This window comes from Paenibacillus gyeongsangnamensis (assembly GCF_027533625.1).
Classification (GTDB): domain Bacteria; phylum Bacillota; class Bacilli; order Paenibacillales; family NBRC-103111; genus Paenibacillus_G; species Paenibacillus_G gyeongsangnamensis.
This window is the reverse complement of sequence record NZ_JAQAGZ010000002.1, coordinates 1-16,300: the sequence shown is the minus strand read 5'-3', so window position 1 is coordinate 16,300 and position 16,300 is coordinate 1. Positions and strand designations below refer to the sequence as shown.

Below are 16,300 nucleotides of genomic sequence, written 5' to 3'. Positions count from 1 at the left end.
GGGCGACATGAGCTGTGCTGTCCTATATTTTAAGACGATGCTTTTACGCAATTTTTGTACTATTCGGTGTGGCGACGGTCGTTTTTTTCATCACAAGATTAACTGGGGATCCGGTAATGATCATGCTGCCTCCCGATGCATCGGTTGCACAAATCGAAAGTCTTCGAAAGCAGCTTGGCTTCGATAAACCGTTAATTGAACAATTCGGCATTTATTTATACCATCTACTGCAATTTAATTTGGGTCAGTCGCTGAAGTACGGGGAGCCTACGGTCAAGCTGATTGCTGAACGGCTTCCCGCCACCATCGAGCTCGCGACCGCCTCGCTCCTTTTCTCGTTGATTGTGGCCATCCCTGCAGGGATCATATCAGCCATCAAGCGCAATTCGTCCGCAGAGTACGGCATCATGACTCTTGTGCTCATTGGACAATCGATGCCCGTGTTCTGGGTAGGTATTTTGCTCATCTTGCTGTTCTCAGTAGAGCTGCACTGGTTTCCCACTGGGGGGATTGGAGGGGCGAAGCATCTTGTGCTCCCTGCGGTTGCATTGGGACTGCATCTTATGGCTCTGGTTACCCGGCTGCTTCGATCTTCGTTAATTCAATCGGTGAATTCCGATTATATTCGCACGGCTCGGGCCAAAGGCTTGCTTCCGCGAACAGTTATCGGCAAGCATGCGCTTCGAAATTCGCTGCTTCCTGTAGTCACGGTAGTCGGGCTGGAAATCGGTGCACTGCTCGGCGGTTCTGTCGTAACGGAAACGATTTTTGCATGGCCGGGGGTTGGACAGCTGCTCGTTCAATCCATTTATAACCGGGATTTCCCGCTTGTTCAGGGGGCGGTAATTTTGCTCGCAGGCTTATTCGTTTTAATTAATCTTTTGGTGGATCTTTGCTATGTCTTCATTGATCCACGTATTCAATACAAGTAGGAGGCGTTTACATTGAAGCGGTTACGCCTAGTACGTTCAGGACATATGGTCACCCAAATCGCAGGCTTGCTTTTGGCCATCTTCCTGCTCATCGCCATTTTTGCTCCGCTGCTAGCGCCTCATGATCCAAACGCCCAAGATCTGATGTACCGACTGAAGGCTCCGATCTGGCTTGCTAATCATGCTGACGGTTATTTGCTGGGCACGGACAACTTGGGACGTGATGTGCTAAGCCGCCTGATTTATGGAAGCCGGGTATCCATTATGGTAGGGATTTGTGCCGTAGTGCTCTCGGGCGTGATCGGAACCATGATCGGGTTGTTGTCGGGGTATTACCGATTTCTAGATCAGATCGCCATGCGATTTGCCGACATTCAACTCGCTTTTCCGACCATACTGCTGGCGCTCGTCATAGTGGCGGTGGTTGGCGGTGGGATGAAAAATCTAATACTGGTGCTCGGCATTACCGGATGGGTGCCTTACGCCAGGGTCATCCGTTCAGAAGTACTCAGCATTCGCACCAGCGATTTCGTAGTAGCCGCCCAAACGATCGGGGCAAATGACTCTCGGATTTTATTCCGCCATATTTTGCCTAATATATATGCTCCCATCATTACGATCGGAACCTTTCAGATTGCTTCAGCGATTATATCCGAGTCGTCCCTGAGCTTTCTTGGACTAGGGATACCGGCCAACATTCCGAGCTGGGGCAGCATGTTAAGTCAAGGGCAATTGTATATCAACACAGCCTGGTGGATTACCGTGTTCCCAGGATTTTCACTTATGCTGGTCGTACTGGCCATCAATCTGCTCGGGGATACGGTACGCGATTACATGGATCCGAAAACGCGCAAAGAATAGGGAGGAAGACAATTGCTTTGGTCTTATGCCATGGAGTATGAATGTGACGGCTGCCACCATCATTTCGAGCTGCTTCAGCCGGTAAATACTTGTCCGGATTGCGGCGGACTGCTTGAAATTCAATATGACATGCCGGGTATGAAGCGTGACCTGAGCCCCGCGCTTTTCTCAGGACGGGAACGTTCCATCTGGCGCTGGCATGAGTTCTACCCCATCAGCGCCCCCGGATGCGTTGTGACGCTTGGTGAGGGAGGGACACCGCTGATCAAGTCGGTTCATGCGGCCAAGGAACTGGGGCTTACGGAGCTGTATTTTAAAAATGATACGCTGCTGCCGACCGGTAGCTTCAAAGACCGCGGCTTTAGTCTGGCTGTAAGCTTCGCCAAACAGCTTGGACTTACCCGAGGGCTGACTTACAGCTCCGGAAATGCGGGCGCCTCGTTTGCTGCATATGCATCCCGTGCGGGCATTCATGCAACGGTGCTTGTGGAATATTTGGCCAATCCGCTGAAGAAAGCATTGATTGCTTTTTATGGAGCGCATACGGCCACGCTTTATTTTAAAAGCATGGACGAAATTACATTCATGCTGGAAAAAGCAGTCAAAGAGCTTGGTCTTTACCAATTCGTTAATTTTATTAATCCTGCTCGGCATGAGGCTATGAAAAGCTACGCGTACGAAATCGCGGAAGAGCTCGGCTGGTGCGCTCCTGACGTGATGGTACATCCGGTAGGAACAGGCGGAGGAATATGGGGCGCCTGGAAAGGGTACAGGGAGCTATACGAGCTGGGTTGGACGAAGGCAAAGCCGAGAATGGTAGCCGTTCAGCCGGAGGCTACGGCCCCGATCCCCAGAGCTTTTCAAGCGGGGAAGCAAAGAGCGGATCGACATGGTGATCCGACAAAGACGATTGCGCAGAGCATTGCCGCAGATTCACAAATTCAAGGTGGCAAGCGTGTGCTCAAGGCTGTTTACGATTCCGGAGGTTTTGCTGCGGCCGTGAGCGACGATGAAATCATCGAAGCGATGAAACTGCTCGGAAAAGACGGAATTTGTGCCGAACCTGCCTCCGCAGCAGGACTCGCAGCCGTTCGGCAAGCCGTTCGTCAGGGGACGATCCGCAAGGACGACAGAGTGGTATGCGTTATTACCGGCAGCGGCTTGAAGCAAGCTTATCTCGTTCAGGAAAATATTCCTGAAACGAATCTGCAGCTGGAAGCTTCGTATGAGGATTTGCAGCGGCTTTTGACATCGTTATGGGGGTGATTTTATGATAGCATCTCGAACTGTGGTAGAAGCACTATTGGAATGCATTTCGCTCCCTACGCCTACGCCGCCGGGAGAGGTCGCGCTTGTAGCCGATTGGATCGAAGGATGGGCCAAATCGTTTGGTGCCGAAGTTGTTCGGCAGGAGGTCGAGCCAGGCAAAGACAACGTCCTCGTCACTCTAGATTTTGGAACTGGCCCCCGTCTTGTATTTAACACGCACATGGATGTGAACAATCCACAAGGGCAAACCTGGACGCATTCACCATATACACCCGTGGTGGAAAACGGCAAAATCTTCGGTCTTGGCGCGTGCGACGCTAAAGGCAGTCTGGTGTCTATGCTCTGCGCCATGGAGCGTATTTCCGCTAAGCGGGAGGGCTTGAAAGGAAAGCTGACATTAACGGCGGTAATGGGGGAAGAAGCGGGTGGAATCGGCAGCTTATTTCTTGTAAATCAAGGTATTCAGGCCGATGGGGCCGTTGTAGGAGAGCCTACGCAATTGGAGGTAGCGATCGCCCATAAGGGAACTTACATGAGACGCCTGCGCTTTCAAGGAAAATCAGCTCATTCCGGCAGTCCGCATTTGGGCAACAATGCGATTCATCACGCAGCGGCATTTTGTGCGGAATATGAACAGCTGGGCCATGAACTGGCGAAAGCCCCCCATCCTCAGCTAGGGCCGGCAAATGCGGCAGTGACGATTTTTCAAGGCGGCACACGTCAGAATACGATACCAGGCAGCGCGGAAATCATCATTGACCGTCGGCTGATCCCGGGAGAGACTCACGAGAAGGCTGACCGCGAACTGCAGCTCATGATAGAACGGCTGCAGGAGCGTCGGTCCGGCTTTCACCTCGAGTCAGTCGAGGTCGTTGTCGCAACCATTCCGTCGGAAACGAAGGCGACGGAACGTATTGTAGATGTGGCTTTAGAAGCAGCTGGAGAAGTCACCGGTATAAAAAAGGAAGCCAAAGGCTTTAGCGCAGGCTGTGATATGAGCAAATTGGTGACCATTGCCGGTATCCCAACCGTTATTTTAGGCCCGGGAAGCTTGGCACAGGCTCATGCTCCCGACGAGTTCGTTGAAACTACACAGCTTGAGCAAGCGGTCGGTATTTATGAACAAATTGCGCGCCGTTTCTTAGGAGAGTGAGCTTATGGATGTCATTCACAATTTTTTACTAAAAAAACGGGAACAACATGCTTTCTCATGCGCTGTTTATGCTTTTGGAAATTCCACAGGCATTCTAGGCTCAGGCGTGGTCGGAACATTATCTTGGGATGGTCCGGCGGCTCACGAAGGAAGCTTGTTCGATTTGGCATCTGTTACCAAGCCTATTGTTTCCCTTGCAATCATGAAGCTGTTCGAGGCCGGAGAGCTGTGCTTAGATGATACCATTTCACGATTTTTGCCGGACTATTGTCATTCGGATAAAGCAGGTATTACCTTGTTTCAGCTCCTGACTCATACGAGCGGGATACCTGGTCAACAGCCTTTATTTCATTTTGCGGATACACGCGATAAGCTCATGCGAGCGGTGAGGCAGCTCCCATTAAGGTTTAAGGCTGGGACGAGTGTGGAATATACTTCCCAAGGATTTATGATACTTGGTGATATTATTGAAGCGGTTACATCTCAGCGTCTGGACCGGACAATGAAGGAGTTGGTTCTGGAGCCTGTCGGAATGAACCGAACGTTGTTTAATCCTCCGGCAGAACTTCGAGACAGCATTGCTGCTACTGAGTACTGTCAATGGAGAAATCGAATCATACAAGGCGAGGTTCATGATGAAAACGCGGTCAACCTCGGGGGAATTGCCGGCCACGCCGGGCTGTTCGGTACTGCCTCGGATTTGAGCCAGTTGGCCAGAACCATGCTGTGCAAAGGGGAAACATCCAAAGGGACGTGGCTGCATGCGGCTACGGTTGAACTGATGTCCAGGAGACACACTCCGCCTAATCTACTTTCCCGATGTCTCGGATGGCAGGGAAAAGACGCGCGGCATTCTCCGGCAGGGGATCTGTTTTCCGACGAAGCTTACGGTCATACGGGGTTTACAGGAACGAGTATATTTATGGATCCTTCGCTCGATCGATTTGCCATTCTACTAACTAATCGTGTCCACCCTTCGCGCGATAACGATTCCATCGCAAGCATCCGAGCGATCTATCATAACCTGGTTTGCTTGGCAGTATCATAATCCATCCCAACGCTGGAGGTAATGACTATGAAAAAAGAAATCCAAACCTCGCTTGCTCCAGGACCGGTAGGCCCTTACTCTCAAGGCATTCAAGTTGGTAATCGGGTATATGTCGCAGGCCAGGGTCCACTGAATCCGGAAACCGGCACAGTTCCGGAAACGATTGAGGAGCAAACGCGGCAAGTGCTGAAAAATATTCAAAATATATTGACCGCAGCCGGTGCTACCATGGATCACGTCGTTAAAGTCACAGCGCATTTGTCAGATTTGAAATACTTCGATGCTTACAACTCTGTTTACCAGCAATTTTTCAGCAAGCCGTATCCGGTTCGGACGACCGTAGGAAGCCAGCTGGAGAACATTCTGGTGGAGATCGATGTGATTGCTGAAATTTAAGCTTTTAGAAGTCCATGTCGAAGAGGTCTAACAGGTAATATGAAAATGAGGATGGAAGCGACGCTTCATCCTCATTTTTGTTGTTCCAGGGGTGGAAGGCAAAACAACAATAATATCATAAGCCGGTAAAAGAAGAGGGCTACTTTTTTTACATCAGTTCGTGTTCATATCGTCAAAAAATTCGATAATACAGGAGAAGACCTAGAGGATTTAATTTCCATCGGGTCGATCGGATTAATTAAAGCTATTGAGTCCTTCAGTCCGGATAAAGGCACCAAGCTGGCAACCTTCGCGGCGCGATGTATCGAGAACGAGATTCTGATGCTTCAGTATAAACGAAGGCAGGTACATAAAATGGACGAGCTTATTAAATTGGTAGAGAATAAAATAATTTCCCTAGATCTTCAGTAGAATATAACAAAAAATATTTTGATTTCCCTATTACGAATAATTGTGATCCAGGAGTGTCCAAAAACTAATTACATAATTTTTTTGCAAATGGAAATCATTAAGTAATAGCTCTAATGAAAAAAATTATAGGATGAAGTGGTTAAGAATGCGTACATCTCAAGATTTATCCACAAATTTGCATGAACTGAAAAATATGTTCAGAAATGCTCCAGACTTGGTAATCCGTGAGATTGCCCCCGAAATGTCGGCAACGAAATTTGCCCTTGCTTTCATTGATTCTATAATTGATAAGAAAGTTATCAATACTCACATACTAAGCCCTTTATTGTCTGAAGGGACCGAATCCATGATTTCAGTAGGCAAAATTCAAGAGGCTGACCAATGGAAAGTGATTGAAGAAGCTTTGCTGCATGGCAATTGTATTTTGTTCATTGAAGGCCAAGATCAAGTTAAGATTATTGAAGCACAAGGATGGCCCAAAAGATCGATCGAGAAACCGCAATTGGAAAATTCGCTTACCGGGTCGCAACAAGGTTTTGTAGAGACCGTAAGTGAAAATATCGCTTTGATTCGCCGTTACATCCCTAAACGGGAGCTTAGCATTAAGGAATTCCAAGTGGGTCAAAGAGGGGAAACAAATATCAGCTTGCTTTACTTATCTGATGTCGCCTCTCCTGAATTATTATCGGTTCTGGAAGAACGAATTAAATTAATAAAAGCGGACGGTATATACCACGCAGGAGAGCTTTCGGAGTATATTCAAGATCAGCGATATTCCATAATTCCTCAGTTTTTAAGGACGGAAAGACCGGATGTGACCGCAAAGCATCTTCTGGAAGGTCGTTACGCAATATTAATCGACCTGTCCCCAAGCCTTTTGATTGGCCCTATTAATATCAGCACATTTTTCAAGACGATAGACGATTACAATAGCGGATGGTTTGTAGCTACTTTTTTAAGGTTTTTTAGATACATTGCCTTTTTTATTACACTATTCCTCCCCGCAGTATACATTGCTCTCATTTCTTTTAGCTACGAAGTTATACCGGTTAAATTACTGCTCTCCATTGGCATATATCGCAATGAAGTACCATTTCCGCCTTTTATAGAAGCACTTATCATGGAAATGACAATGGAAATGTTAAGAGAAGCGGGGTTACGTCTGCCTCAACCTCTAGGACAAACCATAGGAATTGTTGGAGGTATTGTAATTGGACAAGCGGCTGTTCAAGCTGGTATTGTGAGCAACCTAATGGTTATCATCGTGTCCATTACTGCCATTTCATCCTACATCATTCCTAATTTTGATTTTGCCTCCGTACTCAGGCATATTCGTTTTCCGATCATGCTGGTTGCTTCATTATTTGGATTCATAGGAATCATCGTTGCTTTTCTAACACTGATTGCTCATTTGATTTCACTAGAATCCTTAGAAAATCCCTTTGGAAAACCAATGGCCCCCTTACGATTATTACAATGGAAGGACTTCATTGTCCGATTTCCTTTAAAAAAATGAAATGATGGATTACACGTTTTTCTAGGAGATATCCCAAAATGAATAAATATAATGTGAAGCAAATCTCACTTTTTCAATTCATTTTTATAATTCACGGTGCTCAATTAACCATTGGAAATTTGTCTCTGCCTCGCAGATTAGGGGAAACTGCCGGTACGGATGGCTGGATTTCAGTTATTCTAGGTTGGGTTTTAGCGATGATCTCCAGTTTTTTTATGATCCGAGTGATGAGGCGGCATCCTGAAGATACTTTATTCGATTTGGCTCTGAGGTATCTTGGAAAATGGGGTGGGATGGGAGTTGCTATTTTAGTACTCCTTTACTATTCTTTTGCGGGTTTTGCTGCTTTCTTTTCACTTCTGTTCATTATTAAATCTTGGTTACTATTGGCAACGCCCACTTATATGGTCGCCGGGCTATTCTTAATTCCAGGATATATAGTAATTAAAAACGGGATCGCCATGCTCGGCAGATTTAACGAAGTGATTTTCCTTATTTCAATCGTACTTCCTTTACTTTTGTTACTGGTTCTTAAAGAAGTGCACTTTTATCAGCTTCTTCCAGTTTTAAAGGAAGGCTGGGGACCGGTTATTCACGGGGTTACACCTACATTATTGTGTTTTTTGGGGTTTGAAACGGCTTTTATTCTATATCCCTTTCTGAATCAAAAAGAGCAGGCAATGAAGGGGATTTTCATCGCCAACACGTTATCACTTATCGTTTTGCTCGAAGTGACGTTACTTACTTCTGCTTATTTTAGCCCAGAAGAAATTGTACGGTATCAACTTCCCGTTGTCAGTTTAATGAAGTCGGTTCAGATTAATTTTATTGAAAGAGTGGATGTCCTTTATTTATCAGCTTATATTATGGTGGCTTCGGTGACCTGGATGACATTTATGTGGAGTGCCGTATTTGGAATGGGGAAGTTAATGCCTGGGATCTCTAGGAGAATGCATGCTTTATTTCATACTCTCCTCATTTTGTTTATTTCCTTCTTCTACAAACCCTCATTTCCGGAATCAGTTAACATTAATTATTGGTGGGCTAATTTCGGATATGTGATTGCTTATAGTTTGCCTCCAATCATTTATCTCTGGATGATGATGACGGTCCAATATGTTCGAAGGAGGACTCGTGTGTGACATTCGCGCGACGAATCATGGCATTGGTATTAACTCTTTCCATACTCTCAGGATGTATGGACCAGATAAATTTAGAAGACGTTTTGATTGATCTGATCATTGGTTATGATATGAGTAAGGACGAACAGCTTTTGGTTTATACGCAAGCACCTCAATTTAGCAAAGAAGCCAAAGATAAAACGATAAAATACAGTGTGAAAGCCTTGAATTTTCCTGAAGCTGAAAGTAAATTTAATTCTTTACCTTCTGGAATAAGCAGCATAAGAAAAGTCCAAATCATCCTGATCAGCAAAAGACTGGCAGAGCATGAACAATGGCATCTATTTCTGGATAGTTTACATCGTGAGGTTCGGATGGATACAAATGCCAAAGTCATTCTCGTTGACGGTTCCGTTTCTGATTTATTGCACTATACTCCAAGAGCGAATCCTTTGCTCTACCTATCCACCCTCCTTAAAACAGGCGAAACAAGACATATTACGCCTACAACAACCATACGCAATTTTCACCGGCAATTAACTAACCTAGGAATAACACCATTTATGCCCGTAGTGAAGTTAGATAAATTAGTCAAAATTACAGGAACGGCACTGTTTGATAAAGACGGAAAATATAAAGGCATACTATCCCCTGAGCAAAGCGGATTACTCAACATACTGCTGCACGAAACATCTGGGCTTTCTATTACCCTAAAAGCATTGACGGAACAAACAAAAGAAAACAAGACTTTATCGACTCGCAGTTTAACCTTCGATATTCTAAACAATAAAGCAGCGATTCATACTTCGTTTAAAAATAATCATTTTGCTTTTGAAATCCCCATTAAATTAAATATAGAGATCACGCATAACACCCTTTCTTCCCATTCGAATGAAAAATTAGAGGGAAGGATAGCTAACGAATTACAAAAAGAATATAGTTCTATTTTTAAAAAACTCCAAAAAATCCATGCCGATCCCTTAGGATTTGGTACATATGCTCGATCATTCGAGTACAAAAATTGGAAAAAAATTCAGGATCATTGGGTGAGTGAATGGGAAAAAGCAGAAGTGACAGTATTACCGATTATCAAGATCATTCATACCGGAGTCATTCAATAAATGCATGATGTTAGCTAAGGAGGCTGATCCAATATCTTTATCCTCCTTAAATTATGCTAATATCGTCCCAGTAGTGCAAATATTATTCTGACTTTAAGTATAACATTCTTAGTATAATTTTATAATGCAAACAGATCTAACGAATAAAAGGAGTTCACTAGATGAATGATCAACTGACAGCGAAGAAAGAGGAAGAAACCGAGTCAGTGATAAACAAAATTTTAGACGTAATCGGAGGAAGTTTTTCTCCTATCTTAGGTGTGCTGGCAGGGTCAGGCTTGTTATCAGCCTTATTAGCTGTATTAACAATGCTGGGATGGGTATCTACGAAAAGTGGTACATACGCCATTTTATCTGCCGCTGGTCATGCCGTGTTTTATTTTCTTCCTGTTTTTCTTGGTATTACTTTATCCATAAAACTCGGTGCCAACGCATATGTCGGTGGTACCATCGGGGCCGCTCTTTTGGAACCCCATTTCTCGGATCTAATGGCAAAAGGAGTAGCAAAGACAGATTTCATTGGAATTCCAGTTTTATTAATGAGCTATTCTTCTACCGTTTTTCCGATTTTCATTGCCGTTTCTATTTATGCAGGATTAGATAAATTTTTGAAAAAAGTTATTTATAAAGACATTCAAATGTTTTTCAATCCGCTGATTTCGTTAGTTTTAATTGTGCCATTAACCGTGCTTATTTTCGGTCCTATAGGTTTGTATGTCGGAGATGGCATCAGAGTAGGGATCGAATTTTTAAGTTCAAAAAGCGGACTTTTGACAGGAGCCGTGTTGGGAGCTGTTTGGACCTTTCTTACTCTTTTGGGTCTTCACTGGGCAGTTATCCCCATTGCCATTGCAAATCTTGCGTCTGGACATGATCCGATTATCGGGATGGCTGCAGCAGCACCATTTGCTCAAATTGGGGTGGCGTTCGGTGTTCTATTCAAAACGAAAGATAAGGACTTAAGAACTCTCGTTGGTTCGGGAATTGTACCTGGTGTATTGGCAGGTACAACAGAAATTATTAATTATGGAATCCTTTTGCGATATAAAAAAACGATGATATATGTAGCAGTGGCTGGAGCTGTTGGGGGGGCATTTAATGGGGCGCTTGGAGTGAAAATGACTGTTTTTTCTCTCCCCAGTTTTTTATCTATCCCTGCCTTTTCACCAATGGGATATTATTTAATCGGTACGATGACAGCTTTAATGTTGGGATGCATGCTCACGTATGTACTCGGATATGAAGATAAAAACAAAAAGCCTTCAATGGAGAAATATAATATAGGCTTGATTAGTGTCAGAAAAGAAATCATTACAAGTCCGCTAAGCGGGGAAATTATTCCGTTAATCAAGTTCAGTGATCCACTTTTCGCTAGCGAAACAGTTGGAAAAGGAATAACCATAGAACCCGATAAAGGTGAGGTTTATTCGCCGGTAGATGGAGTCGTAACAACTTTGTTTCCAACAAAACACGCGATAGGAGTCACGTCAGAGGGTGGAGCGGAAATATTAATTTTCATCGGGTTAAACACGATGAAATTGAACGGTGAATATATCACATCCCATGTCCGTCAAGGTGATAAAGTACAGCAGGGGGACTTGCTCCTTGAGTTTGATATGGAAGAAATTAAAGGAGCTGGATATTCATTAACAACACCTGTAGTCATCACTAATTCAAATCAATACCATGATGTTAAAATTTTAAAAAACGAAACAATAAAAGTAAAAGAAGACCTACTCACATTAATTGTATAACATAAAGAGTTTATCGACATTTCTTTCTTTATAGGAGGCATTCAAATGGAACATAGTCATAAACAACCGAATTTAGAAGCTAGAGTAAAGAAAATCATTGAAGTGGACGGGTTAAAGTTTAAAGATCTGAATAATAGTGGGAAATTAGAGCCTTATAAAGATTGGCGTTTAAGTCCAAGAGAACGTGCGGAGAACCTGGTCTCATTGATGAATTTGGATGAAAAGGTGGGTATGATGCTGATCAATACCCGTAAGATGGGGCTTTCTCAAGAAGATAAGAGTAAGACAAGCCATGATGGTGTGCTGGATGAAGCTATTGTTGAAAAGGGTGAAAATATTTTTGCTGTTTCAAAAATATGGGGGACTAAGCATACCATTGAAAACATGCATTTGCGCCACTTCATTCATAGGGACAATTGGAGTCCAGCTCAAATGGCAGAGTGGATTAATACCATGAATGAAGTATGTGAGGGAACACGTCTTGGAATTCCCTGTTTAATAGCATCGAATTCAAGAAACGAAAATGCTGAAGCCGTCTTTGGGATGAATGATGCAGCTGGGATTTTTTCCACTTGGCCGGGAACTTTAGGACTTGCTGCAGCAGCTAAAGGAGATATAAAAAATGGCGGTGATTCATCACTTATCAGCCAATTTGCCCAAATAGCTCATGATGAGTGGGATGCTACAGGAATAAGAAAGGGTTATATGTATATGGCCGATGTGGTCACAGATCCTAGATGGCAACGGACGTATGGTACGTTTGGGGAAGATCCAGAGTTTATAGCTGATGCCATCGGCCGCATCATTGACGGATTTCAGGGAGAGACCCTAGGAAACCACAGTATTGCAATGACAACGAAGCATTTTCCTGGTGGAGGCGCAAGGGAAAATGGATTTGATCCCCATTATGAAGAAGGAAAGTGGAATTTATACCCAACACCAGGAAGCTTAGAAAAATATCACCTGCCACCGTTTCAGGCAGCGGTAGAACACGGTACTTCATCCATTATGCCGTATTATTCTATCCCAAGTATCAAAAAAAGTGTGGTTCAAGAATTTGAAGGGCAAGAAATTCCTTTCGAAGAGGTTGGTTTTACCTTTAATCATTATTTCATGCAACATATTCTTAGAGAAAAACTAGGGTTCAAAGGCTATATCAATAGCGACAGCGGCATCACGAATAAGATGTGCTGGGGTGTTGAACATATGAGCGAGGCTGAACGTTTTGCTAAAGCCATTAATGCAGTCACAGATTTGGTTGCTGATACAAATGATGTTGAAAATCTTAAATCAGCTATCAAAAATGGATGGATCAGTGAAAAACGTATTGATGAGGCCAATGTGCGGCTCCTTACAGAAATGTTTATGTTAGGACTATTTGATGAACGTACGTATGTGTCACCAGAAAATGCAGCTGCAGTGGTAAGTAATCAAGCAAACTGGGACGCTGCCTATGAAGCACATAAAAAGTCAGTAACCGTTCTTAAAAATTCCAATCAGACATTACCTTTAACCTCTGAATCTCTTGCGGGTAAGAAGATTTATGTGGAGGTTTTCCATAAGGAACCGGAACGTGCAGCTTCTTATACAGAAAAGGCAAGGAAGGAATGTCAAGAGCTTAGTCAATTTACGTTGACCGAGAAGTATGAAGAAGCTGACATTGCAATTTTGATTGTACATCCCAAATCCGGTGCTTATTTCACCGCGACACCAGGGCTTTTAGAACTTGAATTATGTGAGAATAAAACATTAACTGCTTTGGATGGTACTACGTACGAAGAAACGACTTTGAGTGGTATAGATCATCTGAAGGAAGTTGCTGACACTGTTCATGTTCGTGGAGGAAAAGTCATTGTTAGTGTGAATGTGATTTTGCCGTGGATCCTTGGAAATGTTGAACCGTTGGCAGATGCCTTGATCGCCGGATACGATACATTCTATAGGGCACAGTTTGAAGTGATAGCGGGCAATTACCGGCCAGTAGGTGTTTTACCATTGACATTGCCAGCGAGTGAAGCGGTTATTGCGGTTGATGAAAATGGTAAATGTGTGTCTAGAAATGATGTACCAGGCTATGACAAGGACAAATATATGCCTGAAGGGCTCGAATATGCCTATAAAGATAGCGATGGCAATATCTATAAACTTGGTCATGGATTGACATATTAATTAATAAAGAAATGCTTTAAAATTGTTATTCGTGAATAATCGAGTGGATGCCGGACGCTTTCTGTGGATGTCTATCTTTTTCGGATTGCTGGCGATCTCTTTATGTGAAAATCCAGGAATTATACAAGAAAAGTTAGCTGAAATGATAAAGGTAGACCGAACAACAGCTGCTCGTGCTATAAAGAAACTTGAGATTAATGGATTTATTGAAAAGAATGATGATCCATATAACTAAAAAATTAAAAAACTATTTCCTACGGAGAGAGGGAAGACTAGTTACCCTTTAATAAAAAGGGAAAACGATTATTCCAATAGGGTCGCACTATCCGGATTCTCCGAAAGTGAAGTAGAAACCATTTTTAACCTGCTGCAAAGAGTCAGAAAAAATGTAGAAAAAGACTGGGAGTTTGTAAAAAAGGGAAACAAGAGAAATTATTGAATTAAAAGGAGGACAAATAAAATGACTATAACCTTAAAAAGTGCACGTTTGAAGATCTAGGCTTACTTCAAGAAATTAGTGTTGAAACATTTAATGAGACATTTAAGAATCAAAATTCACCTGAAAATATGAAAGCCTACTTGAAAAGAGCATTTAACTTAAAGCAATTAGAAAAAGAATTATCTAATATCTCTTCGGAATTCTGATTTTATTTATTTTAATTTTATAATGACCAAAACACTCATATAACATTTCTCTGAAATAATATTCAGCTTTCTGCAATAATTATGATGTGTGGTATGGAAGAATCAGATTAACGTGTCGGCTGACAAGAACATATCTCATTAATAACCGCGTAAATCGCGGCTTTTTTTATTTTTTGGAAAAAAATTATTCAACAGGTCGTTTTTAAGTTTAAATCATAAAAATGCCCTTGTATAAACTTAAAAATGCCCCTTTGATTAATTAATATCCCTAAAGTATATTTTCATGTAAACGAATACAAAGATGGGGCAATTACCATGTCTTTTAAGACTGTAGTAACTGGCTGACGCGAGAACAATTGAAATCACCGTCTTCTACCTAAGATACTTCGGTAGCATCGATGCATCACGGCATGTACAATAGTTAGAGAAGACGTTTGACAAAGGAAGTGCTAGGTATGGAGCACAATAGTTGGATACGAAAGGCAGTCTTAATGATAAGAGGAAACATGAAGTTCCAAAACAAATTAATGGCAGGCTACCTTCTGGCTTGTGTCCTTCCCCTGCTTGGTGTAAGCGCCATCATCTTCACCAATCGGCAGCGGGGCTTGAGGATTCCTCTCAAGAATTCGCCGCTCTTTATACGTCCCAAATCAGGACTTCTTTGAACGAATTCATCAAAGAATATGAAGTGTGGTTAAACGGCGAGCAAGCAGGGGTACGCATCTGTCCTCCATACCGCGTAGAGATCAATGGCCTGATAAAAAAGGGTAAAAATAAGCTTGTCATTGAAGTTACAAATACGTTGGTGAAAGATCAGCGTGACTTTTTGTCGTCCTTTGTGCAGCAGGAACCAAGCGGACTCATCGGGCCCATCCAGGTGAAAAGTATCATGATGTCCGAGAGTTGAAGGTCACGAACTTATTCGAGAGCGATGCTGCTCGGTTGAAAATGCGGGATAGCTAGATAAGTGGGACCCGCCCGGCAGATCATTCGAAAACGATTGGATATTTAAATCTAAGCTGCCTTAAGGGAAATCCGTAGAGTGGAAGCTCAGGAATATCGTTGCCCAGCAAAAGAAAGACCCGATCATTTTCACATGATTGGGTCTCTCCAACTAATCCGTAATATTTCGGGTATAATATTCGATTATATCTTTGCGGCGAATAATACCAAGGAAGACGCGATCGTCGTCTACGACCGGAACGAAGTTCTGATCCGCCGCCAGCGTCAGCATATCGTCCAAATCGGCCCCGATCGCGACGCATTCGATTTTCATTCGTTTTTCGATGGAGACGACGGGAATTTCGTGCATCGAATCGAAATCGAGGCCGGGCGTGGCCTTCATCTTCCATAACAAATCTCCCTCAGAAAGCGTTCCGAAATATACTCCATTGTCGTCCAATATCGGAATGGCCGTATAGTGGCATGCCTCCAATTTGTCTAAGGCTTCTTTCAGGTTGGAGGATGTCGTGATGTAAGAGACCTCGTTCTTGGGATATAGAAAAGATTTGATGTCCACTGTATCACACTCCTTTGGTATATTAAAGCACATTTCGCCGCGCGGTGCATGTGGTAAATGACAGGTAAAGATTCTAAGTTAGCAAAGTGGGAAATAGTGTGGAGCTTCTTCGGTCCAGTGAAATGAGTTACTGAAATCGCCAGGTACTGGATCATCGGCAATCTGTTGAACTAAACATTCCTGTTAGTCCTAAGAAATGGACTTTGAAAAAAAAGGAGCGCCTCGGTATGATGGGTCTGTCAACGGGTTAAACCCAACACCATCAAGGAGGCGCTCTTTTATGAAGTTTAAACAATCAGACGCTCAAAATCAACGGATCGAACGAATTTCCACCACTCACCTAATTGTGGGAATCGATATAGCGAAAGAAACCCATGTAGCACAA

General features: G+C 43.3%; 12 protein-coding genes and 4 pseudogenes. 15 read left to right on the top strand and 1 reads right to left on the bottom strand.

Features of this window, described 5'->3' with window-relative positions; genetic code table 11:
* The first annotated feature begins 14 nt into the window (after window positions 1-14).
* From O9H85_RS03165 to O9H85_RS37430, 15 genes and pseudogenes are all read left to right on the top strand, one after another.
* A complete protein-coding gene (locus O9H85_RS03165) occupies window positions 15-932 on the top strand; it encodes an ABC transporter permease (protein ID WP_269879846.1) in 918 nt (305 codons plus the stop codon).
* A 12-nt stretch (window positions 933-944) separates the two neighbouring features.
* Window positions 945-1,793: an ABC transporter permease gene (locus O9H85_RS03160; protein WP_269879845.1), complete on the top strand. Its 849-nt coding sequence runs from the start codon at window positions 945-947 to the stop codon at window positions 1,791-1,793.
* Between the two features lie 12 nt (window positions 1,794-1,805).
* Window positions 1,806-3,059 (top strand): threonine synthase, encoded by a 1,254-nt coding sequence (locus tag O9H85_RS03155; RefSeq protein ID WP_269879844.1) that lies wholly within the window; start codon window positions 1,806-1,808, stop codon window positions 3,057-3,059.
* Window positions 3,060-3,063: 4 nt separating this feature from the next.
* The gene (locus O9H85_RS03150) at window positions 3,064-4,215 is read left to right on the top strand and encodes a M20 family metallopeptidase (RefSeq protein ID WP_269879843.1); all 1,152 of its coding nucleotides are present in this window, start codon (window positions 3,064-3,066) and stop codon (window positions 4,213-4,215) included.
* 4 nt (window positions 4,216-4,219) lie between these two features.
* Window positions 4,220-5,263 (top strand): serine hydrolase domain-containing protein, encoded by a 1,044-nt coding sequence (locus O9H85_RS03145; RefSeq protein ID WP_269879842.1) that lies wholly within the window; start codon window positions 4,220-4,222, stop codon window positions 5,261-5,263.
* Between the two features lie 27 nt (window positions 5,264-5,290).
* The gene (locus O9H85_RS03140; RefSeq protein ID WP_269879841.1) at window positions 5,291-5,659 is read left to right on the top strand and encodes a RidA family protein; all 369 of its coding nucleotides are present in this window, start codon (window positions 5,291-5,293) and stop codon (window positions 5,657-5,659) included.
* A gap of 168 nt (window positions 5,660-5,827) precedes the next feature.
* Window positions 5,828-5,983, top strand: a pseudogene (locus O9H85_RS03135) (sigma factor); the annotation flags it as partial.
* 232 nt (window positions 5,984-6,215) lie between these two features.
* Complete coding sequence (locus O9H85_RS03130; RefSeq protein WP_269879840.1) at window positions 6,216-7,586, top strand: spore germination protein; 1,371 nt, start codon at window positions 6,216-6,218, stop codon at window positions 7,584-7,586.
* A 38-nt stretch (window positions 7,587-7,624) separates the two neighbouring features.
* Window positions 7,625-8,728 carry a GerAB/ArcD/ProY family transporter gene (locus O9H85_RS03125; protein WP_269879839.1) on the top strand — a complete coding sequence of 368 codons (1,104 nt, stop codon included), beginning with the start codon at window positions 7,625-7,627 and terminating at the stop codon, window positions 8,726-8,728.
* A complete protein-coding gene (locus tag O9H85_RS03120; RefSeq protein WP_269879838.1) occupies window positions 8,725-9,828 on the top strand; it encodes a Ger(x)C family spore germination protein in 1,104 nt (367 codons plus the stop codon). Before O9H85_RS03125 ends, O9H85_RS03120 begins: the two co-directional genes overlap by 4 nt.
* Before the next feature lie 161 nt (window positions 9,829-9,989).
* On the top strand, window positions 9,990-11,582 hold the full coding sequence (locus O9H85_RS03115) for a glucose PTS transporter subunit IIA (RefSeq protein WP_269879837.1): 1,593 nt from the start codon (window positions 9,990-9,992) through the stop codon (window positions 11,580-11,582).
* Between the two features lie 45 nt (window positions 11,583-11,627).
* On the top strand, window positions 11,628-13,751 hold the full coding sequence (locus O9H85_RS03110; protein ID WP_269879836.1) for a glycoside hydrolase family 3 protein: 2,124 nt from the start codon (window positions 11,628-11,630) through the stop codon (window positions 13,749-13,751).
* Window positions 13,752-13,851: 100 nt separating this feature from the next.
* Window positions 13,852-14,190: pseudogene (locus tag O9H85_RS03105) on the top strand (MarR family winged helix-turn-helix transcriptional regulator); the annotation flags it as partial.
* Between the two features lie 74 nt (window positions 14,191-14,264).
* Window positions 14,265-14,412: pseudogene (locus O9H85_RS03100) on the top strand (GNAT family N-acetyltransferase); the annotation flags it as partial.
* 439 nt (window positions 14,413-14,851) lie between these two features.
* Window positions 14,852-15,303: pseudogene (locus O9H85_RS37430) on the top strand (hypothetical protein).
* Window positions 15,304-15,510: 207 nt separating this feature from the next.
* Here the strand turns inward: O9H85_RS37430 and O9H85_RS03090 are convergent.
* The gene (locus O9H85_RS03090; protein WP_269879835.1) at window positions 15,511-15,915 is read right to left on the bottom strand and encodes a CBS domain-containing protein; all 405 of its coding nucleotides are present in this window, start codon (window positions 15,913-15,915) and stop codon (window positions 15,511-15,513) included.
* Window positions 15,916-16,300: the final 385 nt, after the last annotated feature.

Excerpts from the sequence above, each read along its gene's own strand:
- O9H85_RS03150 (WP_269879843.1), top strand. The coding sequence starts at position 3,064 with ATGATAGCATCTCGAACTGTGGTAGAAGCACTATTGGAATGCATTTCG.
- O9H85_RS03145 (WP_269879842.1), top strand. The coding sequence starts at position 4,220 with ATGGATGTCATTCACAATTTTTTACTAAAAAAACGGGAACAACATGCT.
- O9H85_RS03140 (WP_269879841.1), top strand. The coding sequence starts at position 5,291 with ATGAAAAAAGAAATCCAAACCTCGCTTGCTCCAGGACCGGTAGGCCCT.
- O9H85_RS03130 (WP_269879840.1), top strand. The coding sequence starts at position 6,216 with ATGCGTACATCTCAAGATTTATCCACAAATTTGCATGAACTGAAAAAT.
- O9H85_RS03125 (WP_269879839.1), top strand. The coding sequence starts at position 7,625 with ATGAATAAATATAATGTGAAGCAAATCTCACTTTTTCAATTCATTTTT.
- O9H85_RS03115 (WP_269879837.1), top strand. The coding sequence starts at position 9,990 with ATGAATGATCAACTGACAGCGAAGAAAGAGGAAGAAACCGAGTCAGTG.
- O9H85_RS03110 (WP_269879836.1), top strand. The coding sequence starts at position 11,628 with ATGGAACATAGTCATAAACAACCGAATTTAGAAGCTAGAGTAAAGAAA.